This is a genomic window from Rhizobium sp. ZW T2_16 (assembly GCF_044987325.1).
Classification (GTDB): Bacteria; Pseudomonadota; Alphaproteobacteria; order Rhizobiales; family Rhizobiaceae; genus Neorhizobium; species Neorhizobium cellulosilyticum.
In genome coordinates this window covers 624935-647774 of sequence record NZ_JBJDRG010000001.1, presented here as the reverse complement: position 1 = coordinate 647774, position 22840 = coordinate 624935, and the positions used below count along the sequence as shown (strand labels likewise).

Here is a 22840-nt window from a genome sequence, read left to right as displayed (position 1 = left end):
CGCAGCCCCATGCCTGCTCAATCCGGTGCGGCATCGGCGCCGATATAAAACGACCGCATGTCCTCGTTTGCTTGCCGCCGCGAGCCGGGATCGCTGTAGAACATATGGCCGCCGCGATAGAGTTTCAGTTCGGTGCGTCCTCTGGCGAGCTGTTCGGGCAGATGGTCCAGAATGAATTTCGAGACGCCATAGGGTGTCAGGATGTCGCTGTAGCCGTGCAGGACAGAGAGCCTGAAAGATGGGATGACCGAGAGCAGGTCACGGATGTCGTCGGATGCCGAGGCATTCGACCGGCGGCCGTCCCAGTCCCATTGGCGGTTAACTTCGCCGTTCAGCAGCGTATAGGTCATGTCGGTTTCGAAGCGCAGGTCGTTCCTCGCGTAGGCGGCGAAGAGTGCGCCATAGGCACGTGTATATCCGTCCAGAATATTGTCGTCATTGGTAACGTTCGAGCGTTCCGGATAGGCGTCCGCCACCATGTCCGATGCATCATAAAGGCTGACGATCCGGCCGTCCCCGGCAGCCTCCGTCCGATATGCCGAACTGACGAAACCGCGGCTGCGGGCAACGATATCGACCGGCAGTCCAGTCAGGGCCGAAACGCGTGCGTAAAGCGCCTCTGCTTCAGTTCCGGATGGTGCGGGGCCTGCAAGCGAGACGAGATAGGTACTCATCGCATAGGTTTCGGCGGACTGAACCTTCTCTGCCGAGAATTCTCCCTTGCGTTCAAGCTCGGCGGCTGCCAGCGATGGCAGTTGCAGGGCTGCGGTGACTGGATCGGTATCCGCGGCCATCAGGAAGCGGCCATCGATCATCGGCGAGACCATGACAATGCCGGAGACCAGAATGCCCTGGCTGTCCTTCAGGGCCTTCGCCACCTTCGCAGCGCGGAAGCCGCCGTAGCTTTCCCCGGCAAGATATTTTGGAGAGGAGAGACGGTTGTTCTTCTGGGTGTAGAGGGCGATGAACTTGGCCAGGCTCTCGGCATCCTGCCTTACGCCATAAAAGGCGCTCTGTGCGTCGGGTGCAGCCCGGCTCCATCCGGTGCCGACCGGATCGATGAAGACGAGGTCGGTGAAGCCGAGCCAGCTTTCCGGATTGTCTTGAAGCGCCGGCGTCGTGCCGTCCTCCCTGGCGCTGCCGAGATTGGCGACCTTGGGTCCCATCAGACCGAGATGCAGATAGGCTGAGGCCGCACCCGGGCCGCCATTGAAAGCGAAGGTGACGGGGCGGGGCGTTTTCGCGTCCGGAACGGTATAGGCCGTGTAGAAAATCCTGGCGTTTCTTGCGCCGGTCTGGCCGAACAGGTCCATGGTTCCGGCGGTCGCCCTGTAGCGGAGATCGCCGCTCGGCGTCTTCAGCAGGTGCTCGGTGGTGGAATCTGCCGGGATGAGGTCGAAGATCGATCGCCCTGTGGCAGGGCTTCCTGCATCTTGGGCGTGCGCAGGGCCGGCAATGATTGCCAGCAGAACAAGGCCAAGGATCGCGCGGCTGCGGACTGACATGGCAAATCCTCCCTTCCGGATGTTGGCGAAGGATAGGCGATGTCGCCGATCACCGGAACTCAACTCTTGCTCAGTTCGTCGTCGAATTGAACAAGAGCTTCGCCCCCGCCAGATGGTTTCTGTTCCCGCTTTGGAACCGGTCGATGTGACAGGGCGTTGATCGGCGGCCCCAGTGTGCCTTCGAAGTCGCCAAACAAGATAATTGTGCGTTGCACCAATTTGGGGCTTAGCCGGCTAAGGCGACTCGGGTATTGTAGCAGTTGCGAATTCAACCGGCAGTGCCGGGTATTGCGTCCGTCACGCTGCCGGGGATGACATCCATCAACGGAGAACAGGCTGATGCCCAAACACAGGCGATGCATTTCTACAGGTGTGATGATTGCGTTCTTCTCCGGTGCCGGGGCGCTTCCCGCCGCTGCTCACGAAGCCCACAGTCCCATGGGCGTAAAATGGAAATATGACGGTTACTGCTGCAACGGCGACAGCAAGAGCGGCGACTGCCAGATGATCTCGACGCGGAACGTCAAGATCACCAATCAGGGTTACGAAATATCGCTCGGTCCCGGAGATCACAGGCTGATCACGCGGCCGCATCACTTCACGATGCCGCAGAGCGAGGCGCGTCGGTCGAAAGATGAGGAATATCACCTCTGCCTCTATCCGACCGAAGATACGCTGCGCTGTTTCTATGCACCCGACATGAGCTACTGATGTTGCCCGCGGCGGTGATCAGTCGCGAAATGTCGGCATCATCCTGCGCATGAAATCCCGGAAGGCGCTGATCTTTTTCGAGTGTCGACGTGTCTCGGGATAGGCGAACCAGTAATCGCTGCCGTCCGTTGCCCTCAAGTCAAAGGGTTGGATCAGGCGGCCAAGCGCCACGTCATCGGCATAAAACTCCGGTTTGAGGATTGCGACGCCCTGGCCGGCGATCGCAGCTGCCGCCTCGATGGTCTGGGCGCCGAAGCGGCTTATCGGTCGGCCGTGAAGCTCTTCCTCGGGCAGGCCTGCCGCGGCGAACCAGTGCGACCACCAGACATCGCCGGGATCGATGATCCTGAGCTTCAGGATATCTGCCGGCTCATGAACGCCACCGATTGTTTCCGCCAAAGCCGGGCTCAGCATCGGGGTGAAATCGCTCTTCATCAGGAAATGTGATTTCAGGCCCGGCCACTTGCCGCTGCCGCTGCGGATCGCAATATCGGCTTCGGTGCGGGTGAAATCCACCATTTCCTGCGAGGTTTCCAGTCTGACCGCAATCCCCGGATTTTCGAGCTGGAAGGTGCCGAGATGATGTGCCAGCCAGCGCACTGCGAAGGTCGCCGTCGTGTGAATGATCAAAGTGCTGTCGGACTGATTCTTGGTGCCGGCAAGGGCCTCGTCGATCATTTCGAAGGCCGCGGTGATCTTTGGGGCAAGCCTTGCGCCGGCATCCGTCAGCATCACCTGCCGCGGCCGACGCAGGAAAAACTGCTCTCCCAATGTGTCTTCCAGAAGCTTGATCTGATAGCTGACGGCCGTCTGCGTCAGCCCGAGTTCCTCGCCTGCACGGGTGAAGCTCATGTGCCGCGCCGCCGCTTCGAAGACGCGCAGGCTGTTCAGCGGAAATTGCTTCGACATCTTCATGGATCAAATCTCTTTATGTATGCAGACGGATGTTTCGTTGGAAATACATCATAATCCGGCGCATCTTCCAATCATAGACATCAGTTGAATGATGGTGAGACAAGGAGATGCGACCATGGCCAATGGTTTGCTGACTGGCTTTCTGCGCCTTAAAGACAGAAGTGAAAGTCTGGCGGTTGTGTTTTTCGGTATCCGCGCCGGTGCGACCAATCATGTCGATGAGGAGGCTTTGAGCGAGCATGATCTGCGGGATTTGGGCATGCTTGACGGACGGGTGTCGCCAAGCACGGTCGATCGATACGGCCGGTCGCGCGCCTGGGATATGATCGAGCGCGTGCCGCATTCGCTTTGAGGCGAACAACGGGTCAGGCGGTTGCGGGGCGCGCTTCGGGAAGCAAGGTTTGCAGAGCGTGGTCCGCGAGATCGGTTGCCATGGTCTCTTCGATCCATTGCCTGAATGCCTGGATCTTCCGCATGTTGCGCCTTGCGGCCGGATAGGCCAGCCAATAGGTCTTGCCGTCGCCGGCGGACAGGTCGAAGGGCTGGATCAGACGCCCCGACGAAAGATCGTCACGAAAGAAAAAGGGACTGAGCATCGCCACGCCATGGCCGGATATCGCCGCCCTGGCTTCGATATCCTGTGCGCCGAGCGCATCAAGGCTTGTCGGACGGATCGAGGCTGGGCTGATCTTGGCACTTTCGAACCAGTCCAGCCAGGCGCCGTCGATTTCGGAGATCCAGGGTAATTTCAGGAGGTCCGCCGGTTCATGGATTCCCCCGATGCTGGCAGCAAGTTCTGGAGATAGCATGGGAGAATAGCGAAGGCGCATGATCGGATGGCAGACGAGGTTTTCGGGCGGCTTGGCCGAAATTCTGATGGTGATGTCCGGTACCGTGCCCTGCTTTTCCGAAGCGTCCATCATGCGCAGTAGGCGCACGCCGATATTGGGGTGGCGTGCGCGAAAACCGGCGAGGCGAGGTGATAGCCAGTGAGACGCAAATGTTGGCGGAGAGTGGATGTCAAGCGTGGCATCGATGGTGTGCCGGGCCGCCTGCATCGCCTCTGCCAGCAGGTCGAAAGCTTCGGCCACTTTCGGCAGTAGATGTGTGCCGGTCTCGGTCAGTTGCAGAGCCCGCGGTTTGCGGATGAAGACTGTGTCGCCGAGATGTTCCTCGAGAAGCTTGATCTGGTAGCTGACGGCTGTCTGCGTCATGCCGAGTTCTTCTGCTGCCCGGGTGAAATTCTGCAGCCGTGCGACCGCCTCGAAGACCCGCAGGGCATTCAACGGAAGCTGGCGCGACAGTTTCATCTCGTGTGCCTTCAGCGATAAGCTGTCTTTATCGCGGCCGACTGTATTCGAATTGGAAAACTCCCGCAATCGGCGGCATTGCTGGATCCATCAAGACAGTTTCAACAACCGATGTGGAGCAGAACATGCCGTCCGCAAACGCGAATTCTTTGCCTGTTACAGAGGCTCCGCCATCGTTCTCCCGCCCCGCTTTCCCGCAACGTCTTCGCATGCATCTTGCCGGCTTCATCCGTCGCCTGTTGAGGGCCAACAGCAGAGTTGCGCCGACGCTGCCGGAAGAGCTGCATGGCGATATCGGTTTCCAACCGCCATTGCCGGAACGCGGCGAGGCTTTCTGGCAAGACAGGCGGCGTTCAATCGGCCGCGATCTGCCGCTCTGAAAGTGTTGCCGGTGCCGACAGCGGCAGGTGTTGCAGCAATTCTGCGGCAACGAGGGCAGCGATCACTTGCGGACGCTTGTCTCTGATGGCGGAACCGCCGATCGGCAGGACAAGCCGGGACATCATCGCGGCGGTCTCCTGTTTTCTTGTCTCCTCGCCTTGCTGGCGTTGCAGCCAGTGGGAGAAGGTCGCCCGTTTGGTGGCAGAACCGATCATCCCGACATAATTCAGGTCCTGCCTCGCCAGGGCGCGTTCGGCGATCAGGAAATCCAGCGCGTGATCGTGGGTGAGAATAACCGCCGCGCCACCGGCCGGAATGTCATCCACGAACGCTTCCGGCATGGCCGTGAGGCGCGCTGTCACTCCCGAGGACAGGCCTTCCAGCGCCTGTCTGCGCGTCTCGACGACTGTTACGGCAAAGGGCAGGGGCATAAGCGCGGTTGCGAGCGCAAGGCCGACATGGCCTGCACCAAACAGATAGACCGCCGTGCGCTCGTCCCGCTCACGCAACAGCCGATGCTCCAGCGCCTCGGCAATCGCTGGCGTCACGAGAGAGAAGCGGAGTTTCGTGCGGCCGCCGCAACATTGACCGATCTCCGGGCCGAGCGGAATGTCCATGATTGTTTCGCCGCCGCCCCTCAGGATCGCGCGGGCATTGTCGATCGCCATGTATTCAAACTGGCCGCCGCCGATCGTGCCCCAGATCTCGAAGTCCGCAACAAGCATGTAGGTGCCAGCTTCTCGCGGCGTCGAGCCTCTCGTCTCGACTACGTCGACGAGAACCGATCCGTTGCGCGCGAAAAAGCTGGAGAGGGAGTGTTCGCTCATGAAGGAGAACATAGCATCATCGCGACTGACTGCATCGTGCATTTTTTCTTCGCAATTATTGCGGGAAACATCTGTATTGCCGGTCATAACGCGGGAAATTCTATTAAAAATATATCAGTAATTTCGCCTTAGATGTTTGCCGGCGCAAACTTGATTTTTGATAAATGCTGCGCGTCCTACAAGTATACGACGGGATACTATGACCAAGAGAGCATCGATTGCCTCGCTGATTCCAGCCTCCCAGGATATCTACAGGAAAATCGTCTTTGAGATCGCCGATGGCATTATCGGCATCGATGACCATGGCATCATTCGCCTCTGTAATCCTGCCACCGAAAGCATCTTCGGTTGGCAAAGCGGAGAACTACTGGACAAGCCTCTGGAAGTCCTGCTGCCGGAACGGGTTCACGGCTTTCACCAAAGACTTGTGGCCGGGTTTCAGGCGGGAAATACCGAGGCCCGCTATATGGGGCAGCGAAGTGCGACCATTGTCGGCTGCCGTAAGGACGGCACGGAAATCAATCTCGGCATCACCATCCTGAGAACGTCTGCTGCCGGTGCGCCGATGATGGTGGCCGTCATCCGGGATATTTCCGATCACGTCCGTTACCAGAACGATCTCAAGCGGTTGGCCGAAACCGACAGTCTGAGCGGCCTTCTCAATCGCCGGGCGTTTCGCGCAAGTGTGTTGCAAAGCGTGAGCGCCAATGTCGCCAAGTTTTCCTCGATGGCGATCTTCGACCTCGATGGCTTCAAGAGCGTCAATGATCGCTTCGGTCACGACGCCGGAGACGACGTCATTGTCCGTTTTTCGGAGGTTCTTCGCACTTCCATCCGCGCCACGGATGTTGCTGGACGCTGGGGCGGAGAGGAATTCGTGCTGTTCCTGCCTAACCTGAAAGCCAATGAAGCAATCGCGATTGTCGAGCGCATCAGGGCCAATTTTACCAGCGTGGACTTCAATTGGGACGGCCACCTCGCGGCGAATTTCACCGTCAGTGCTGGACTGGCGTTTGCCGAGCCCGGGTTTGCAGACTTTTCCGACATGATCGCATCGGCGGACAAGGCGCTCTACGATGCGAAGCGCGGCGGTCGTGACAAACTGGTTTCGATCGAGATGCAGCAGGAAGCCCTAGCATCCTAAACGAGGTTCTGCCTCGGCATTTATCAATGTGAAGGCCGGCGGTGGGAGGAGCCGCCGGCCTTCTGCAATCCGATCCCTTTCGAGGAGGGGACGGGGAGGCAAGGATCAGATTGCTGTTTTTAGCTCGGGCTGCCCGCGAGTGCCGCAAGCTGCGAGAGCATGACTTCCATATTGTGGTTGTCCTGCTTGAGTGCGTTCAGCAGATTGTCGGCTTCGTTGCCCGCGGCGACGTAGCGATCGGCCTGCTTCATCAGGATCTGTTCGATCGTGGGGATCGGCCCCGGCAGATAGTGCACCCGGCCCGGTGCGGTATCCCCGTTGAAGGCAGGTCGGGCGACAGGCGGCATTTGCTGCAACGAGACAGGGATCATCTTTCGGACCTCTTTCATGCGGTGAACCGAGGATCATCAGGTTCCTCGGCTTCGCATCTTCAATGGGTCCATCATACCGGAGCGCCTGTTATCCGATATTGTGTTGATGTTTATCGTGGATATACGTTGGTATGGGTGTTGCAACCGAAAAGGCACGTTTTCGTGCAGCTATCCTTCCGAATATGTAGCTGTCTGTCACTGTTTTACTGCGAAAGCCGGTGAAAAGGTCAGCACTCCATGGGGCGCATGGCCCGAAAGCGTGAGATGCTGCACATAGATATCCGGCACGCCTTCATGGGTCAGCCGTCCGTCGCTGACAAAGCCGACGCCCTGATAGACCGCCTGATCTCCGACCAGGGCACAGCCTTTGGCGCCTAGCGCCTTCAACTTATGGATCCCTTCTCGGATCAGCGCGTGGCCGATACCCTGTTTCTGCCGGTCAGCTCTCACAGAAATCGGCCCAAGCCCGAACCAGTCGTCGTAATGGCCGTCGATCGTGACGGGTGAAAAGGCGACATGGCCGATGATCTCGTGATTGTCTTCCGCCACCAGTGAAAGCGTCAGGTCACCGCGAGCGCGAAGCGCCCGGATGATCGCCGCTTCGGTTCCTGAACTGTAGGACATGGGCGCGAATGCGGCCTGCGTCAGGTCGTGGATCACGTCTTCGTCGCCCGCACGTTCGGCACGAATGGTGATGGTCATGTTGCCTCCTCGATATTTCGCTCCTCACCCATAAAAATAGGCCCCGGCAGCGAAATATCGAAGCGTTTTTATAAGGCTTTCATCCGTTCCACCGCCATAAGCACCCGCTCCGGTGTCGCAGGGGTGTCGAGGCGTGGGCAGATGGCGTAATCGGCAACGCTTGCGACCGCCATGGAGATCGCCTCCAGAACCGAGATCGCCAGCATGAAGGGCGGCTCTCCCACCGCCTTGGAACGGCCGATCGTCGGTTCCGCATTTTCCGACCATTCGGCGAGCTTCACATTGAAGATTTTCGGCCGGTCGGAAGCAAGCGGGATCTTGTATGTGGAGGGAGCGTGGGTGCGTAAGCGTCCCTTGGCGTCCCACCACAGTTCTTCCGTCGTCAGCCAGCCCATGCCCTGAACGAAGGCGCCTTCGATCTGGCCGATATCCAGCGCCGGATTTAGCGACTTTCCGACGTCGTTGAGGATGTCGGTGCGCTCGACGATATATTCGCCTGTCAGCGTGTCGATCGAGACTTCCGAGACGGCTGCGCCATAGGCGAAATAATAGAAGGGATGGCCACGGCCAGCGGCGCGGTCCCAGTGGATCTTCGGCGTCTTGTAGAACCCGGCGGCCGACAGTTGCACCCGGTCGAAATATGCGGCCTTGATGAAGGTGTCGAAGGGGACGATCTCGTTGCCGATCTTTACCCGGTTGGGCAGGAACTCGATCCGGTCGCGATTGACCTGCCATTGCCGTGCGGCGAATTCGATCAGCCTTTCCTTGATCTGGCGGCAGGCGTCATAGGCCGCCATGCCGTTTAGGTCCGAGCCGGACGAGGCGGCTGTTGCCGAGGTATTGGGCACCTTGCCGGTCGTCGTCGCGGTGATTTTTACCCTGTCGATATCGACCTGGAAACAATCGGCCACGACCTGCGCCACCTTGGTATAGAGGCCCTGGCCCATTTCGGTGCCGCCATGGTTCAGGTGGATGGAACCGTCCGAATAGACATGCACCAACGCGCCTGCCTGATTGTATGCGGTCAACGTAAATGAGATGCCGAATTTCACTGGCGTCAGCGCGATGCCCTTGCGGATGACCGGGCTTGTCTCGTTGAATTTCAGGATCGCCTCGCGGCGTTTCTTGTAGTCGGATGAGGCTACAAGCTCATCGACGATGCGGGCGATCACATTGTCATGGATATCCTGATAATAGGGCGTGACGGTGCGGCCCGATCCGCGTTGTCCATAAAAGTTCAGCTTGCGGATTTCGAGCGGATCCTTGCCGACCGCATAGGCGATCTCCTCGATGATCCGTTCCCCGCCGAGCAAGCCCTGCGGCCCACCGAAACCGCGAAAGGCTGTGTTGGAGACGGTATGGGTCTTCAAAGGCTGCGAGGTGAGGCGCACATGCGGGTAGAAATAGCTACTGTCTGCATGAAAGAGGGCGCGGTCGGTGACCGGGCCGGAGAGATCGGCGGAATAACCGCAACGCGCGGCATAGGTCGCGTCGACCGCGTGGATCCTGCCTTTCTCATCGAAGGCGACGTCGTAATCGACGCGGAAATCGTGCCGCTTGCCGGTGATCGACATATCTTCATCGCGGTCAGGGCGGAATTTTACCGCCCGGTTCAATTTCTTCGCCGCGACGGCGGCGAGAGCCGCAAATTGGTTGCTCTGGGTTTCCTTGCCGCCGAAGCCGCCACCCATGCGCCGGGTTTTGACCTCAACCGCGTGATTGGAAACGCCCAGTATATGCGCCACCATGTGCTGCACCTCGCTCGGATGCTGGGTGGATGACCAGACCGTCACGTCCTCGTCTTCGCCGGGAATGGCAAAGGCTATATGGCTTTCGAGATAAAAGTGCTCCTGACCGCCGATATTCATCGAGGCCTGAATTCGAAGGGGCGGTTTCTCGATTTCGGTTTCAGGCTCACCGCGCCTGAGCGTCATCGGTTCGGTGACAAGAGGCGCGCCGTTCTCCCGCGCACTGTCGATATCCGTCCAATGGGGGAGGTCGCTGTACTCGATCTTCGCAAGCCTTGCTGCACGGCGGGCCTCGTCACGGGTCTCGGCAAATACGGCAAAGATCGGCTGGCCATGGAACTGGACGAGATCGGTTGCCAGCAGCGGTTCGTCATGCTTGCCGGTTGAGGCGACGTCGTTTGCGCCGGGAATGTCTTCGGCGGTCATCACCCAGACAACACCGGGGGCGGCGCGGACGGCATCGAGATCGATCGAAAGGATTTTCGCATGCGCCCTGTCGGCAAGGCCAAGCCCTCCATGCAGCGTGCCTGCCGGTTCGGGAATATCGTCAATATATTCGGCGGTTCCGGTCACATGCTTATGTGCTGAATCATGTTTGCGCGACACATGCATCGGCCCGTCGATCGCAGGCTTCATCTCAAAGGAGGTCTTGTCCATCCTACACCTCCTCCATCTCGAAGCGCTGCAATTGTGCAGGAGCCCCTGCCGTCTCCAGGAAGAAGCGGGTGAGCAGGTTCCTGGCCGTCAGGCTGCGATACTGCGCACTTGCACGCCAGTCGGTCAGCGGCTGGTAATCCTGATCGAAGGCCTCGCCAGCGGCGGCGATCGTCTCCCATCGCCAGGGCTTGCCGATCAGCGCCTGTTCGACATGGACCGCCCGTTTCGGGGTTGCCGCCATGCCGCCGAAGGCGATGCGGATATTGTCCACATGGCCGTCCATGTCGAGCGTCAGGTTGAAGGCGCCACACAGTGCGGAAATATCCTCGTCGCGGCGCTTGGAAATCTTGTACACGGCGAAATGGGCGTTTTCCGGCGGGCGCGGCACGCTGATCTTCTCGACGAATTCACCGGCCATGCGGTCCTGTTTGCCATAGTCCAGAAAATAGCTTTCGAGCGGCATGGTGCGGCGGCCGGAATGGGAGCGCAGCGTCAGTTGGCTGCCGAGTGCAATCAGCGGCGGCGGCGTGTCGCCGATCGGCGAGCCGTTGGCGATGTTGCCGCCGATCGTGCCGGCGTTCCTCACCTGCTGGCCACCAATACGATCTATCAGCGCGCCAAATGCGGGGATGACCGCTTCTAGAAAACCATGCGCCTCGGAGTAGCTCACGCCTGCGCCGATGGTGATGCCGCTCTGCTCGACGGTGATGGTCTGCAGCTCGGGGAGGTGATTGATGAAGATGACCGGGTCGAGCCTGCGCATCTGCTTCGTCACCCATAGGCCGACATCGGTCGCGCCTGCGACGATTGTGGCTTGCGGTTCATCTGCCAGCGCCTCGGCAAAAGCTTCGAGTGATGCGGGGATGATTGAGCGCGCTCCGTCCTTTTCGATGACGACGGTCTCCATGGCCGAGCGGATCGACCAGAGCTTTGCCATGATCTCGGTGCGGTCACGTTCCAACGGGTCGAAGAGCGAGCTCGGCCGCGCCTTCGCCACCTGTTCGGCCGCCTTGACGATCGGCTCGTAACCCGTGCAGCGACAGAGATTGCCCTGCAGCGCGCTTTCGATTTCGGCCCGGCTCGGATTTTCGTTGGAAAGCCAAAGGCCGTAAAGCGACATGACGAAGCCCGGCGTGCAGAAGCCGCATTGCGAGCCGTGACAGTCGACCATCGCCTGCTGTACCGGATGCAGGGTTCCGTCCGATGCCGCCAGATGCTCGATCGTCACGATATGGGTGCCGTGCATGGAGCCGAGGAGCCTGATACAGGCGTTGACGCCTTCGTAGCGCAGGCCGGTTTCAGTCAGGCGGCCGACCAGCACGGTGCAGGCACCGCAATCGCCTTCGGCGCATCCTTCCTTCGTCCCCGTCAACCGCCGCGTCAGGCGGAGATGATCCAGAAGCGTGTCCGTGGGTGAGAAATCTCCAAGGGTCACGTCTTCCCCGTTGAGGATGAAGCGGATGGCTGAATTCATCGGTCTCCTTCGTCCGCCGTTGCCGGCTCCCAGTCAAGAATCACCCGGTCGCCATTTTGGCTGTTCGCGGGCCGATTAGTTTACCCTCATTCCTGTGCTTGTCACAGAAATCCAGCAGCGTCGCGTCTGCGGCGCAAAAGAGTCTTTTTCACGCAAAGGACTTCGCGTGGCTGGATTCCTGTCACAAGGACAGGAATGAGGGGCAGCTTACTGCGCCGTCCAGCCGCCGTCGATGGAGATGTGTGTGCCCGTGATGCTCCTTGCCGCATCGCTGGCGAGATAGATCGCAGCGGCCGCCACTTCGTCTATTCCGACGAATTCCTTGGTCGCCTGCAGCCGCAGCATCACCTCGTCCCTGACCTTTTCCTCGCTGATGCCTTTTTCGCGTGCCTGATCGGGAATCTGCCTTTCGACGAGCGGCGTCAGCACGAAGCCGGGGCAGATCGCGTTGACGGTGATGTTTTCCTGCGCAAGCTCCAGCGCCGCCGTCTTGGTCAGGCCCATGATGCCATGCTTGGCGGCCACATAAGCCGACTTGAACGGGGAGGCGACGAGGCCGTGGGCGGAGGCGACGTTGATGATCCGGCCCTTGCCTGCGGTTTTCATCAGCGGGATTGCATGGCGCATCGTGTGGAAGGCCGATGACAGGAGAATGGCGATCAGCTGATCCCATTTTTCCGGCGGAAACTCCTCGATCCTCGCGACATGCTGGATCCCTGCATTGTTGACCAGAACATCGAGCGTGCCGAAGCTGTCGCGTGCCGTCAGGATCAGGTCTTCGATATCGACCGGTTTCGTCATGTCGGCGGGATGGTATAGGACCGTGCCGGAGCCCGCCGCATCGAGCGACGAACGGATCGCCTCGATCTCGTCCTTGTCACCGAACCCGTTGATGACGACATTGTCGCCCGCGGCCGCAAATGCCTTTGCAATGCCGAGGCCTATTCCGCTGGTGGAGCCGGTGATAACCACGGATCTGTTCATGCTGTTCCTCCCAAGAACGCCTAGAGCGCGGTGTCTCCCTCACCGCGCCGGAACGTTATGCGCAAAGTCGCTAATCTGGCAACGGTCAGTTGCCAGACGGCGTGCAGAGCGTCAGAGGATGTGTTTACCGTTGACCGGAGACGCGGCCTTTGCCGGTGCCAGTTTTGCGGATGCGATTGCTTCTTCGGTATTGGTGTCGTGTGCACGTCTGATGCAGTTTCGGCCATCACGCTTGGCTTCGTAGAGGGCGAAATCGGCTCGCAATAGCATGTCCGGCAGCCGGTCGCCGGGACCGGCGGCGCAGATGCCGAAGCTTGCCGTCATCCGGCCTTGGCGCAATGGCGGTACGGTGGTTGCCGCCAGTGCCGTGCGCAGCCGTTCGCCGATCGCTTCCGCATCGTCGAGCGAGGTTCGCGGCAAGAGAATACAGAATTCCTCGCCGCCGATACGCGCTGCAAGATCATAGGGGCGAAGGCAGGTTCTGACGATTTCGCCGGTTGCCACCAGTACCCGGTCGCCGGTCTCGTGGCCGTGGCCGTCGTTGATACCCTTGAAGCGGTCGAGGTCCAGCACGATGATCGACAACGGCTCTCCCTGCCGTTCGGCGCGTGCCAGCTCTTCGGCGGCGCGTTCGTTCAGCCAGCGGCGGTTGCCGAGGCCTGTCTGGAGGTCGGTCATGGCCTGGTGGCGCAGCTTGTTCATAAGCGTTTCGGTTTCCGCCACCATGGCCGTCACCGTCGATGCCAGAAGGCCGATCTCGTCCTTGCGATCTATCTGCATACGGACAGGAGTGCCGTTGGCGCGGTAGATCTTGATTGCCTGCGCCAGCTGGCTGAGCGGGCGGATCATCCACCAGAGGCTCAGGAGGCATATCGTCGTTCCCGCCACCGTGGCGGCGAGAAGCAGAAGCAGGACCGGTTCGGGCTCTGCCCCATTGCCCCCCGCAAGATAGACGATGAACACCAGTAGCGGTACGTGCACGGACACGAAGCAAATCGCGAAGACCTTGATGGTCAGAGACGTTTGCACCATGCGGGTCAGCCTCGAAGACATCGGAATCATTCCGAGCTTTCCTCCTCTGGAGATTGGATTCGGGGGCAAGCTAGAAAGTTGGCTTTAAAATTCAGGTTAACCATTTCGTTAAAATGCAAACATTCACAGCCCTTGTCGTATTATGATACGGGATCAGTATTTTGCGACTGAAACGAGTTGTGGGCGAGCAGATTAACCATAGGTCAAGAACTTGATTTAATTTCGGATCAGGTCATTTTCGCACCATGTTGGGTCAGTATTCATGGGCCGCAGTAACGAGGGGGAGCAAATGCTTCTAATCCGGCGGATCATGGCGTTCGTGTTTATGGCAGGCGCCTTTCTTTCAATCAGCCGGACGGCCGAGGCCGGTTATGCGCATTACATCTATGATGTGCAGAGCGGGAAGGTGCTTGCCTCGCAGAATGCTGAGGCCATCAATCATCCGGCCTCGCTGACGAAAATGATGACCCTCTATTTGACCTTTGAGGCTTTGCGCACCGGCCGTCTTCGCTGGGACGACAGGATCGTCATGACGAAGAATGCTGCGTCGAAAATTCCCTTTAAACTCGGCGTACCGGCAGGCCAGACGATTACCGTGCGCGAGGCGGTCTATGGAATGGCAATCCGCTCCGCCAATGACGCGGCTGCCGCCATGGGCGATCATCTCGGCGGTTCGGAAGAACGTTTCGGCGTGCTGATGACGAAAAAGGCGCGCCAGCTCGGCATGCGCAATACTGTTTTTCGAAATGCATCGGGACTGCCGGACAATGCGCAGGTGACGACGGCGCGCGACATGGCGGTGCTGGCGCTTTCGCTCATCCGTGATTACCCGCGGGAATACAAGATCTTCTCGCAGCGCTCCTTCAGCTTTCGCGGGCGCACGATCAAAGGGCATAACAACCTGATGTATCGCTATCCGGGCATGGATGGCATCAAGACCGGCTTCGTCAACGCATCGGGCTACAATCTCGCCAGCGCCGTCGTGGTCAACGGGCGGCGTTATATCGGCGTCGTGCTTGGTGGCAATACGGCGCGCCAGCGCGACAACCGCATGGCGGAACTGCTCGATCAGGCTTTGCCGGGCGGCGGTCTTCCAGGTGTTGCTGTCGCGACTTCGGGCCAGCAGAAACGTCCTGCCGAGGGCGTTGCGGCCTTCACCTCCAATGCGCCGACACCTCGACCGCGCACCGAAATCATTCTTGGCGGGACAACGGCGAACGCTGCAAGCGTTACGCCTTACGCCACGGTTCCGCAGGCTGCACCGATACAAAACGTCATCCAGCAGGGCGGGCCGCTTTGGGATATCCAGATCGCTGCGGCTGGAAGCCAGGCCGCAGCCACGGGTGCGCTCAATTCGGCATTGCCGCTGCTTGCCGATTTCGGCCAGATCGCACCAAGCGTCCAGGGATCGAGTTCGGGTGGCCGTGAAGTTTTTCGCGCCCGCCTGACAGGATTTGTCGATCGAGACGCTGCCGCGCGAGCCTGCTCGGTTCTGCAGAACCGGTCAATCGACTGCTTCGTCGTGCGCTAGCAGGTTACTCCACCCTCTCGTGCGGATAGACGCCCCAGAGATCCGCCTGGGCGACGTAACCTGACAGGCGACGTGTCTGCAGCGACACATCGCACCATGAACCGTCGCAGTTGCGGATGTTCAATCGCACGGATGGGGCGAGTTCGGCGATCACCGAAGCCGACGGGCGAGGTGCGTCATGCAGTTTGACGGATTTTGCCATCCACGGGCCGACCACGGCCGTGCGTCTGCCTGACAGGAGAGGCGCAAACATCCAGCCGCTGGTTCCGTCCTGATCCCTGACCTGCCGCCAGTTGCCATATTCCTCGATGATCTCGAGCGGCAATCCACGGGCCGAATAGACCCAGTTGGTCGCATAATCCGTCGACGGGCCGACGCGCATATGGGCATTTGCGGATTTGATCGATGCAAAGCGGGGGACGGGGTAACCCGTCACCCTGCCGGTTCTGAACCCTGCACCAAGACTGCCGGCCGCACTTGCAGACTGTACTTCGCTGGCTTCTATCCTGGCTGCAAGAGGCAGGCAGAGCGCAGCCGCCAGCGTGACGGCGACAAGGCCGCGGCGAATTCCTGTCCGTGTCATACTGGCGTGCAGCTCCGTTCTGCTGATGCTCAAGCCGGTGTCATCAGCGGCACTTGCTCACTTCCTGCAGTGCAGCGGTCACGCCGCTGAGCGAATAGGTGTAGTTGGTGGCGGTGCCTCGGCCGGAGGTTGCCTGTACCGTCATCCGGCTTCCGCCACGCATCGCATTGACCAATACCGGCTCACGGCTCTGGTCGCGCACCCAGGCTGTGTTGTCGCGAGGAGCAAGGTCGAACCTCTCGCTATCCACGGCAACCGTGACATCCGAACCTTGTCTCAGCGCATAGCCCATGATCGCCTGCGGCATGTAGGATTGGCCCTGCGGCGAGATCAGGAAGAAATTGTCGCCGTGATTGACGCTGGAGGGTGCGGAACTGGTTGGAACCGACAGGGCATAACAGCTGGTGCGGCCATTGTTGCTATAGGAATATACGCCCCAGGCTTCGAACTGCTTGATCCGGGTGGGCTGTGCCGCACTGGCGGCGGCTGCCGAGACGAGGGTGAGGGCGAGTGCAAGAGCTGCAGTTTTGGTGCGCATGATATCTCCACAAAAAAACACGAACAGACCCGGGAGATGGGCCTAGCAAATTGAGAGGCCATACAAGGCTTCCACGGTTAGCGAGAGGTTAATTTGTGTGTCAATTCGATGATGCGTGCGGTCACAAAGGGGTGACCGCAGTTTGTGTGGAAGATGGTAATTTATTGTTTTTATATGTAAATTATGCGCATTCGTAATTGCGGCAAGCGTTTTCGCGCAGTCGTTGCCAGTGATTGTGATGCCGATCAGGAGCCTTTGACGACCGCGGTGAAGCGAGGCCGTGTGAAGGCGTTTTCCGAATAGGTGACGGTTCCGAAGCCGAACAGGGCGGAGAACGCGGTATATTGCGTTATGCCCTCAACGAAAATGATCGAGTCACCGGAAGGGATGGTTGGCAAGGTGGTCGTGTCCAGCTTCTGTGTGGGCAGCAGAGCCGTCGTGCCTGCCTTTTTCGTCCAGTCAGCGGTGTATTTTCCATTCTTCCAGATGACGCTGGTGATGCGCAGCGCGTTCGGCATGGACTTGTCTGCCTGTAACGCGGCAAAGGTGCCATAGGTCTTGGTGAAGAAGGTATCGTCCATCGTCATCTGGCGCGCAACAATATCCGCCACGATGCCATTTGCCTCGACGATCCGGTTATAGGAGCGCAGCAGGTCATAGAGCGTCGTTGCGCCTAGAAACAGCAGGATGATGATCGGAACTGTCAGGGCGAATTCGATACCGGACGTGCCGGCCTCGTTCGACAGGAGGCGCTTTGCGTAAAACTGTCTGGTCATATCGGCTCGTTGACGAAGGCGAAGCTGGAGGTGAGGCGCATGGCGCCGGTATTGTCTTTCGGCACGGAAAGCCCGTAGCCGATCCCCGGAATCATCGGATCGACGACAAAACAGGCACGGGCGAAGACAAGCTGCGAGGTCTGCCCGGCCTGATAGGTGGTGACCGGATCGATCGCCACGCTTCGGTCGACGCAAGGCGTGTCTGAGGTGGGGAAGTCCGCTGCTGTATCGATCGGCGTCAGTTCCAGCCGCAGCGCTTTCTCGCAATTGGCCAGGATGAAGGCTTCGGCACAGACCTTTTGCTTGTACTGGGTGTAGCTCATCGAGGTCGTGCCGATCTGCACGGCGCGTGATGCGCGGCTGAGACCACGGTCGAGCATGATCGACTGCGTCATGATCCAGCCGGCCTCAAGCACAGAAAACAGGAGAGCCAGAACGAGCGGTACCAGCAGCGCAAATTCAACGGCGGCACTGCCGCTCTGGTCGGCGAGGTGAAGACGAAGCCGGCGGGTCACTGGGTCAGTCTCAGCTTCTTGATCGAAATGGAGATCGATTTGAAGGCATCGGTGATGTTCGAGCCGGATGTCGGGTAGTAGTGCGCGGGGCTGGTGGCGCAGTTGGTCATCTGCGTTGTCGCATTGCCTGACACTTCAAAACCGATGGTGAAGATGGTGACACCTTTCGACTTGGCCGTGGTGCAGACATTGGCAAGGCGCGTCGCGTTGGTGGAGGAGGAGGATATTTCCTTGTTGTCCGGCTTCTGGGTTACTGGGCGGCTGTAATCCTTCGGCCGAAACTGCTCGGTAATCGCTCCATCGGTCATCAGAACGATGACTTTCATCGTATCGCCATCGTTGAAGGCCGCGGGACGGTTGGCAAATTTGCTGTCCATTTTTCCGGCCGCCAGGACCGCTGCAAAGACGGTCTTGGCTGAGGGGTTGAGCAGCGTATAGCCCCATTGCATGGCATTCTGAGTGCCGGTGCCGTCATGCATTTCGAGTGCATCGATCTTGGCCTTCAAAGCGGTAGCATCATTGGAGAGATAGGTGATCGAGGTGCTTTCCATCGGGCACCACCAGGGCCGCATGTCGGTTCTGCCGAAATTCCAGTGGGTAAAATGTGGCACCTGGGCGGCGCCCTTGAAGACCATCGGGTCGGCGCCATAGGCGGCATTCGTCTCGCCGAGCTCGAAGCAGGAGGAGTTGGAGTGGTCGCGCTTGCCGCCCAGCTTGTCGAACACCGCTGCACCGACATTCACATGGCCGGCGTAAGGCACGATGCTGATCGTCGTGTATTCCTTGGTGTCGTCGGTCAGCATCTGGTCGATGAAGGCTTTTGCCGCCGTTCTCAGGTTCTTGATCCGGTTGTTGCTGATCATCGAGCCGGACATATCGAGCATCAGCGACATCTCGATATTCTGCTTGGCTTCCTGCGCAGTCGAGACGGCACTCACCGTCAGCTTGTCAACGCCGACGACGTGATAAAGGACGTGTCGATCGTATAGCTGGCGGAGGCCTTGACGATGCGCTGGTTGAGGCTGTTCTGCCGCTCGAAATCGAGATTGACTTCATTGGCATAGCTCAGGTTTTTCAGGTAGTCTTGAAGCACGGCCTTGGCCTCGCGGGTCTGCGTCAGCGAGGCGGCTGCGAGCACGCCCCGATCTAGCCCATCCTGAAGCTCGACGCGGATCGTCTCATAACGGGCGACATCGACGCCCGCTCCGCCGAGCGCGATCAGCGGCACCATAGCCAAGCCAAAGATCATGCCCACGTTTCCGCGCGCATCCGCACGGAAAGCCTGAAACCGACGCCAGATCATGAATGCCCCCATCAAATCGTGGAGGATATTCGCGTCCTATAATTTACAAACTCGTGAATAACGCGCCGGGCCCGCAGGCAAATATTAGGGCTTGGTTTCTGACGAGTTACTGAATATTAGGCTTAATATATATCCATAAACATTGTCATATTTCTGTGTTGCTGCCGTCCGCATTGTTCCATTGTGCGAATTCCCTCATCAGCCCTTCGAAGGCATAGAGCGGCGGGAATTCGGGATAGCCGTGCATCGCACCGCTCTGTGCCCAGGGGAATTTCGTCGAGGTGTAGGTTTCAACGAAGGGGGCGAACCATGAGGCATCGTCGAGCATGGTTGGACGCAAGTTGACGAAAAAGTCCATGCCGACCATGCGGGTGAAGATCCAGCTCTTGCAGCGCGGGCAGTGGTAGTGGTGGATGTCATCGCCATGCGCACCGCCGATTACCGGTTCGCCGGCGGTCACTTCGAAACCGGCGGTGGGGATTGCTGCCGAGCAGGAGAAGGCACTGGCGCTCATCTTCTGGCAGCCCCTGCAATGGCAGGCCATGGTGATCATTGGCGGGGCAGTGATCTTTACACGCACCTCGCCGCAGCGGCAGGAGCCTTCGGCGGGCAGTTTCATCTGTGGCATGGCTATCTCCTCCATCTTGGGTGAAGGAGATAGCGCAGGGCGGTTGTGAAGTCAGCCGTTCTCAGAGGATATCAGGCGGGGCGTTTCGGGATTTCCAGGCCACGCTGCACGGCCGGACGAGAAAGCCCAAGTTCCAGCCATTTCGGCACGTTCTTCAGCTCGTCATAGGCGATAAGCTCGCCGGCGCCGTAGAAACCGATCAGGTTGCGCACCCAGCCGAGCATGGAAATATCGGCGATCGTGTATTCGTCACCCATGATCCAGTCGCGACCTTCCAGCCGCGTTTCGAGCACACGGATCAGCCGGGCGCTTTCCTTGGCGTAGCGGTCGCGTGGGCGCTTGTCCTCAATGTCCTTGCCTGCGAATTTGTGGAAGAAACCGAGCTGACCGAACATCGGGCCGATGCCACCCATCTGGAACATCACCCACTGGATCGTCTCGTAGCGTTTTGCCGGATCTGCAGGCAGAAGCTTACCGGTCTTTTCCGCCAGATAGATCAGGATCGCGCCGCTTTCGAATAGCGCCAGCGGTTTGCCGTCCGGACCGTTCGGGTCGAGGATGGCCGGGATCTTGCCGTTGGGATTGAGCGACAGATATTCTGGCTCCCAAGTCTCGTCGGCACCGATATTGATGAAATGCGGCTCATAGGCCAGCCCGGTTTCCTCCAGCATGATGGACACTTTCACGCCGTTCGGCGTCGGGGTCGAATAAAGCTGCAGCACGTCCGAATCCTTCGGCGGCCATTTGGAGGTGATCGGGAAGGCGGAGAGATCGGTCATGGGCAGTTTCCTCACATGTCATTCGAGCTTCAAGACTCATTGGTGTCCTGAGGGGAGATGCGTAATAAATCCTCTGCCAATCTCACCGGCAAATCCATTCGTTCATGCAGAATGCTGATGACACCGATGCGACCGCCCGAGAGTTGGCGGAAGATAATATAGTGATGCTTGTAGCGGCTGAACCAGACGTCGATAGTGAGATCTTTGGGAGCGGACAGCGATGACGGCAGGCGACGCCAGAGGGACTTCTGTCGGGAGATTCTTTCGAGATGGCGATGCAGGCCGATGATATAGGTCTCGGCTTGTGCCTCTCCCCAGGTCGAGACCGTGTCCCGCCAAATTTGGTCCTGAGCCGCGTCTGCCGTAACGTAGAAAAGATAGGCGGCCATCCAATCTAGGCCCGCTTGTTACGGCGAATGACGTCTGCCGCAGATACCTCTCTGAATTCGCTTTCATCCGCCCGCAATCCGGGTTCGATGTGCTGTTTTAGCCAGTCCCAGGCTTCATCGTTTTTCTGGAGATCCTTGCGGATCAGCGCCCGAATATACTCACTGGCATTCTCATACAGTCCATTCTCGCCTGTCTGCTGGCGGATGTGATCCTGGAGCTTGCCCGTTACACGGACGTGAATGCTTTCCGAAGCCATTGCTTGTCCCTTCATTATCGCCCCACTGTCGCAGATATTGCCAATAAATGCGACGCCTAGTTTTTCTGATGCATGCTGTCGGATCGGCGGTTACCTTCTCGTCTTCCAAGGGAGAAGGAGAGTAATATGCTGTATGCCATCCTGTGCTACGCCCATGAGGAAACCGTCTTTGCCTGGTCGAAGGAAGAGGAGGCTTCCGTCATGGAGAGGCTTCATGCGGTGCAGGAGCCGCTGGCGAAGGCCGGCAAGCTTGGCCCGGTCGGGCGGCTGATGCCGACAACGGCGGCGACCACGGTCAGGAAGGGCAAGGACGAGCCATTGGTGCTCGACGGCCCATTTGCCGAGACGAAGGAAGTGCTGCTCGGCTTCTATACGGCCGAGTTCGAAAGTCTGGATGAGGCCGTCGCCTTCTCGAAGGAATTGTCGGAGGTCAATCCGGGCTCCAGTTCTTATGAAATCCGGCCCTTCTACGTCTTCCATCCGAACGAGATCAAAGCGGCGGAAGGCGGATCGTCATGACGGATTTGGCCTATATCGAACTGGCGCTGACGGCGGCGCGGCCGCAGGCGCTTGGCGCTCTTCTGCGCTATTTCCGTGACCTCGATACGGCGGAGGAGGCGTTTCAGGAGGCCTGCCTTCGCGCAATCCGCACATGGCCCGACAAGGGGCCACCGCGCGATCCTGCCGCATGGCTGATCTTTGTCGGGCGCAATAGCGGCGTCGACCAGATCCGCAAGCGGGCGAAAAACGAGCCGTTGCCGGAAGAGGCGGCGTTTTCCGATCTCTCCGATGCCGAAGAAGATATCGCCGACCGGCTCGACAACGCGCATTACCGCGACGATATCCTGCGGCTGATGTTCATCTGCTGTCATCCGGACCTGCCGAACACCCAGCAGATCGCGCTGGCACTTCGGATCGTTTCAGGGCTGACCGTACAGCAGATCGCCCGTACCTTCCTCGTCTCGGAAAGCGCCATGGAGCAGCGGATTACCCGCGCCAAGGGGCGGGTGGCGAAGGCCGGCATTGCCTTCGAAACCCCGGATACCCATGAGCGCGCCGAGCGGCTGAAGACGGTCACGTCGATGATCTATCTCGTGTTCAACGAGGGGTATTCGGCAGGCATCACCAATCCGGAGAGCGCTGCCTTCTGCGATGAGGCGATAAGACTTGTCCGGCTGCTGCTGCGGATCTTTCCAGCCGAGCCCGAGGTCATGGGGCTGACCGCACTGATGCTGCTGCAGCATTCGCGTGCCGGGGCCCGGTTCGACGAACAAGGCCAGATCGTGCTGCTCGAAGATCAGGACCGCAGCCGCTGGGACAGGCAACTGATCATTGAAGCGCTCGCCATGCTCGACAAGGCGATCCGCCATCGCAAGCCCGGCCCGTATCAGGTCCAGGCGGCGATCTCGGCGCTGCATGCCCGCGCAAGCCAATCGGCCGAGACCGACTGGGGCGAGATCACACTGCTTTACGAGCTGCTCGAAAAGCTCGCGCCATCACCTGTCATCACACTCAACCGGGCCGTTGCCTTGTCCAAGCTCAAGGGGCCGGATGTGGCGCTGGACCTGATCGCGCCGCTTGCGGAGAAGCTCGACGGATATTTTTATTTCCACGGTGTGCGCGGCGCCTTGCTGATGCAGACCGGCAGGAGCGGGGAGGCGCGAATTGCCTTCGACCGGGCGATCACGCTCGCCAATTCGCCAGCCGAATGCGCCCATATTCGCCAGCAGCTGGACAAGCTGAACACGCCAGCGGCCGGGACCGTCTAGTCGAGCTCTCT

The 22840-nt window shown here is 59.3% G+C and carries 27 protein-coding genes; 7 read left to right on the top strand and 20 right to left on the bottom strand.

Translation table 11 applies throughout. From position 1 onward, the window contains the following. Window positions 1-17 precede the first annotated feature (17 nt). Window positions 18-1505 carry a S10 family peptidase gene (locus tag ACI3K0_RS03100; RefSeq protein WP_183821299.1) on the bottom strand — a complete coding sequence of 496 codons (1488 nt, stop codon included), beginning with the start codon at window positions 1503-1505 and terminating at the stop codon, window positions 18-20. A 339-nt stretch (window positions 1506-1844) separates the two neighbouring features. Here ACI3K0_RS03100 and ACI3K0_RS03095 point away from each other — a divergent pair, with 339 nt between their 5' ends. Continuing rightward, window positions 1845-2216 carry a hypothetical protein gene (locus ACI3K0_RS03095; protein ID WP_394353617.1) on the top strand — a complete coding sequence of 124 codons (372 nt, stop codon included), beginning with the start codon at window positions 1845-1847 and terminating at the stop codon, window positions 2214-2216. Window positions 2217-2234: 18 nt separating this feature from the next. On the opposite strand, the gene ACI3K0_RS03090 is transcribed toward ACI3K0_RS03095, so the two are convergent. After that, window positions 2235-3131, bottom strand: a complete 897-nt coding sequence (locus ACI3K0_RS03090) for a LysR substrate-binding domain-containing protein (protein ID WP_206826892.1) — start codon at window positions 3129-3131, stop codon at window positions 2235-2237. A 115-nt stretch (window positions 3132-3246) separates the two neighbouring features. On the opposite strand from ACI3K0_RS03090, the gene ACI3K0_RS03085 reads away from it, so the two are divergent. Then, window positions 3247-3483, top strand: coding sequence for a hypothetical protein (locus ACI3K0_RS03085; protein ID WP_183821301.1), 237 nt, complete (start codon window positions 3247-3249; stop codon window positions 3481-3483). A 13-nt stretch (window positions 3484-3496) separates the two neighbouring features. Here the strand turns inward: ACI3K0_RS03085 and ACI3K0_RS03080 are convergent, their stop codons facing one another. Next, window positions 3497-4441, bottom strand: coding sequence for a LysR substrate-binding domain-containing protein (locus ACI3K0_RS03080; protein ID WP_183821302.1), 945 nt, complete (start codon window positions 4439-4441; stop codon window positions 3497-3499). Window positions 4442-4566: 125 nt separating this feature from the next. Here ACI3K0_RS03080 and ACI3K0_RS03075 point away from each other — a divergent pair, with 125 nt between their 5' ends. Continuing rightward, window positions 4567-4821, top strand: a complete 255-nt coding sequence (locus tag ACI3K0_RS03075) for a hypothetical protein (protein WP_148145706.1) — start codon at window positions 4567-4569, stop codon at window positions 4819-4821. On the opposite strand, the gene xdhC is transcribed toward ACI3K0_RS03075, so the two are convergent. Next, window positions 4795-5649, bottom strand: coding sequence for a xanthine dehydrogenase accessory protein XdhC (gene xdhC / locus ACI3K0_RS03070; RefSeq protein ID WP_183822336.1), 855 nt, complete (start codon window positions 5647-5649; stop codon window positions 4795-4797). The two genes, ACI3K0_RS03075 and xdhC, sit on opposite strands and share 27 nt — an antisense overlap. Before the next feature lie 199 nt (window positions 5650-5848). Between xdhC and ACI3K0_RS03065 the strand changes: the two genes are divergently transcribed. Continuing rightward, window positions 5849-6793 carry a sensor domain-containing diguanylate cyclase gene (locus ACI3K0_RS03065; protein WP_183821303.1) on the top strand — a complete coding sequence of 315 codons (945 nt, stop codon included), beginning with the start codon at window positions 5849-5851 and terminating at the stop codon, window positions 6791-6793. Between the two features lie 119 nt (window positions 6794-6912). Here ACI3K0_RS03065 and ACI3K0_RS03060 read toward each other — a convergent pair whose 3' ends face one another. The 6 genes from ACI3K0_RS03060 to ACI3K0_RS03035 all read right to left on the bottom strand — a co-directional run bounded on the left by ACI3K0_RS03060 (window position 6913) and on the right by ACI3K0_RS03035 (window position 13782). Next, window positions 6913-7164, bottom strand: a complete 252-nt coding sequence (locus ACI3K0_RS03060; RefSeq protein ID WP_183821304.1) for a hypothetical protein — start codon at window positions 7162-7164, stop codon at window positions 6913-6915. Window positions 7165-7359: 195 nt separating this feature from the next. After that, window positions 7360-7860: a GNAT family N-acetyltransferase gene (locus ACI3K0_RS03055; protein ID WP_394353632.1), complete on the bottom strand. Its 501-nt coding sequence runs from the start codon at window positions 7858-7860 to the stop codon at window positions 7360-7362. Between the two features lie 74 nt (window positions 7861-7934). Next, window positions 7935-10271: a xanthine dehydrogenase molybdopterin binding subunit gene (gene xdhB, locus ACI3K0_RS03050; RefSeq protein WP_404944886.1), complete on the bottom strand. Its 2337-nt coding sequence runs from the start codon at window positions 10269-10271 to the stop codon at window positions 7935-7937. A 1-nt stretch (window position 10272) separates the two neighbouring features. After that, on the bottom strand, window positions 10273-11745 hold the full coding sequence (gene xdhA / locus ACI3K0_RS03045; RefSeq protein WP_183821307.1) for a xanthine dehydrogenase small subunit: 1473 nt from the start codon (window positions 11743-11745) through the stop codon (window positions 10273-10275). A gap of 207 nt (window positions 11746-11952) precedes the next feature. Continuing rightward, window positions 11953-12729, bottom strand: coding sequence for a 3-hydroxybutyrate dehydrogenase (locus ACI3K0_RS03040; protein ID WP_404944885.1), 777 nt, complete (start codon window positions 12727-12729; stop codon window positions 11953-11955). 111 nt (window positions 12730-12840) lie between these two features. Continuing rightward, window positions 12841-13782 (bottom strand): GGDEF domain-containing protein, encoded by a 942-nt coding sequence (locus ACI3K0_RS03035; RefSeq protein ID WP_183821309.1) that lies wholly within the window; start codon window positions 13780-13782, stop codon window positions 12841-12843. A gap of 268 nt (window positions 13783-14050) precedes the next feature. On the opposite strand from ACI3K0_RS03035, the gene ACI3K0_RS03030 reads away from it, so the two are divergent. After that, entirely contained in the window at window positions 14051-15292 is a 1242-nt protein-coding gene (locus ACI3K0_RS03030) for a D-alanyl-D-alanine carboxypeptidase family protein (protein WP_183821310.1), read from the top strand. Window positions 15293-15296: 4 nt separating this feature from the next. Here the strand turns inward: ACI3K0_RS03030 and ACI3K0_RS03025 are convergent, their stop codons facing one another. The 10 genes from ACI3K0_RS03025 to ACI3K0_RS02980 all read right to left on the bottom strand — a co-directional run bounded on the left by ACI3K0_RS03025 (window position 15297) and on the right by ACI3K0_RS02980 (window position 21060). Next, window positions 15297-15875, bottom strand: a complete 579-nt coding sequence (locus ACI3K0_RS03025; RefSeq protein WP_183821311.1) for an SH3 domain-containing protein — start codon at window positions 15873-15875, stop codon at window positions 15297-15299. Window positions 15876-15918: 43 nt separating this feature from the next. After that, window positions 15919-16413, bottom strand: a complete 495-nt coding sequence (locus ACI3K0_RS03020; protein WP_148145695.1) for an invasion associated locus B family protein — start codon at window positions 16411-16413, stop codon at window positions 15919-15921. 245 nt (window positions 16414-16658) lie between these two features. Next, the gene (locus ACI3K0_RS03015; RefSeq protein ID WP_183821312.1) at window positions 16659-17189 is read right to left on the bottom strand and encodes a hypothetical protein; all 531 of its coding nucleotides are present in this window, start codon (window positions 17187-17189) and stop codon (window positions 16659-16661) included. Then, window positions 17186-17704: a TadE/TadG family type IV pilus assembly protein gene (locus tag ACI3K0_RS03010; RefSeq protein ID WP_404944884.1), complete on the bottom strand. Its 519-nt coding sequence runs from the start codon at window positions 17702-17704 to the stop codon at window positions 17186-17188. Before ACI3K0_RS03010 ends, ACI3K0_RS03015 begins: the two co-directional genes overlap by 4 nt. Continuing rightward, window positions 17701-18642: a hypothetical protein gene (locus ACI3K0_RS03005; protein WP_404944883.1), complete on the bottom strand. Its 942-nt coding sequence runs from the start codon at window positions 18640-18642 to the stop codon at window positions 17701-17703. The genes ACI3K0_RS03010 and ACI3K0_RS03005 overlap by 4 nt, the downstream gene beginning before the upstream one ends. A gap of 2 nt (window positions 18643-18644) precedes the next feature. Then, the gene (locus tag ACI3K0_RS03000; RefSeq protein WP_404944882.1) at window positions 18645-18953 is read right to left on the bottom strand and encodes a TadE/TadG family type IV pilus assembly protein; all 309 of its coding nucleotides are present in this window, start codon (window positions 18951-18953) and stop codon (window positions 18645-18647) included. A 199-nt stretch (window positions 18954-19152) separates the two neighbouring features. Further along, window positions 19153-19635 carry a GFA family protein gene (locus tag ACI3K0_RS02995; RefSeq protein ID WP_404944881.1) on the bottom strand — a complete coding sequence of 161 codons (483 nt, stop codon included), beginning with the start codon at window positions 19633-19635 and terminating at the stop codon, window positions 19153-19155. Window positions 19636-19706: 71 nt separating this feature from the next. Continuing rightward, window positions 19707-20414 carry a glutathione S-transferase N-terminal domain-containing protein gene (locus ACI3K0_RS02990; RefSeq protein WP_404944880.1) on the bottom strand — a complete coding sequence of 236 codons (708 nt, stop codon included), beginning with the start codon at window positions 20412-20414 and terminating at the stop codon, window positions 19707-19709. Between the two features lie 29 nt (window positions 20415-20443). After that, a complete protein-coding gene (locus tag ACI3K0_RS02985) occupies window positions 20444-20803 on the bottom strand; it encodes a type II toxin-antitoxin system RelE/ParE family toxin (protein ID WP_404944879.1) in 360 nt (119 codons plus the stop codon). Between the two features lie 5 nt (window positions 20804-20808). Then, window positions 20809-21060, bottom strand: coding sequence for a transcriptional regulator (locus ACI3K0_RS02980; protein ID WP_206826922.1), 252 nt, complete (start codon window positions 21058-21060; stop codon window positions 20809-20811). Window positions 21061-21186: 126 nt separating this feature from the next. Here ACI3K0_RS02980 and ACI3K0_RS02975 point away from each other — a divergent pair, with 126 nt between their 5' ends. Then, a complete protein-coding gene (locus tag ACI3K0_RS02975) occupies window positions 21187-21579 on the top strand; it encodes a YciI family protein (protein ID WP_404944878.1) in 393 nt (130 codons plus the stop codon). Then, on the top strand, window positions 21576-22829 hold the full coding sequence (locus tag ACI3K0_RS02970) for an RNA polymerase sigma factor (protein WP_404944877.1): 1254 nt from the start codon (window positions 21576-21578) through the stop codon (window positions 22827-22829). Before ACI3K0_RS02975 ends, ACI3K0_RS02970 begins: the two co-directional genes overlap by 4 nt. Window positions 22830-22840 lie beyond the last annotated feature (11 nt).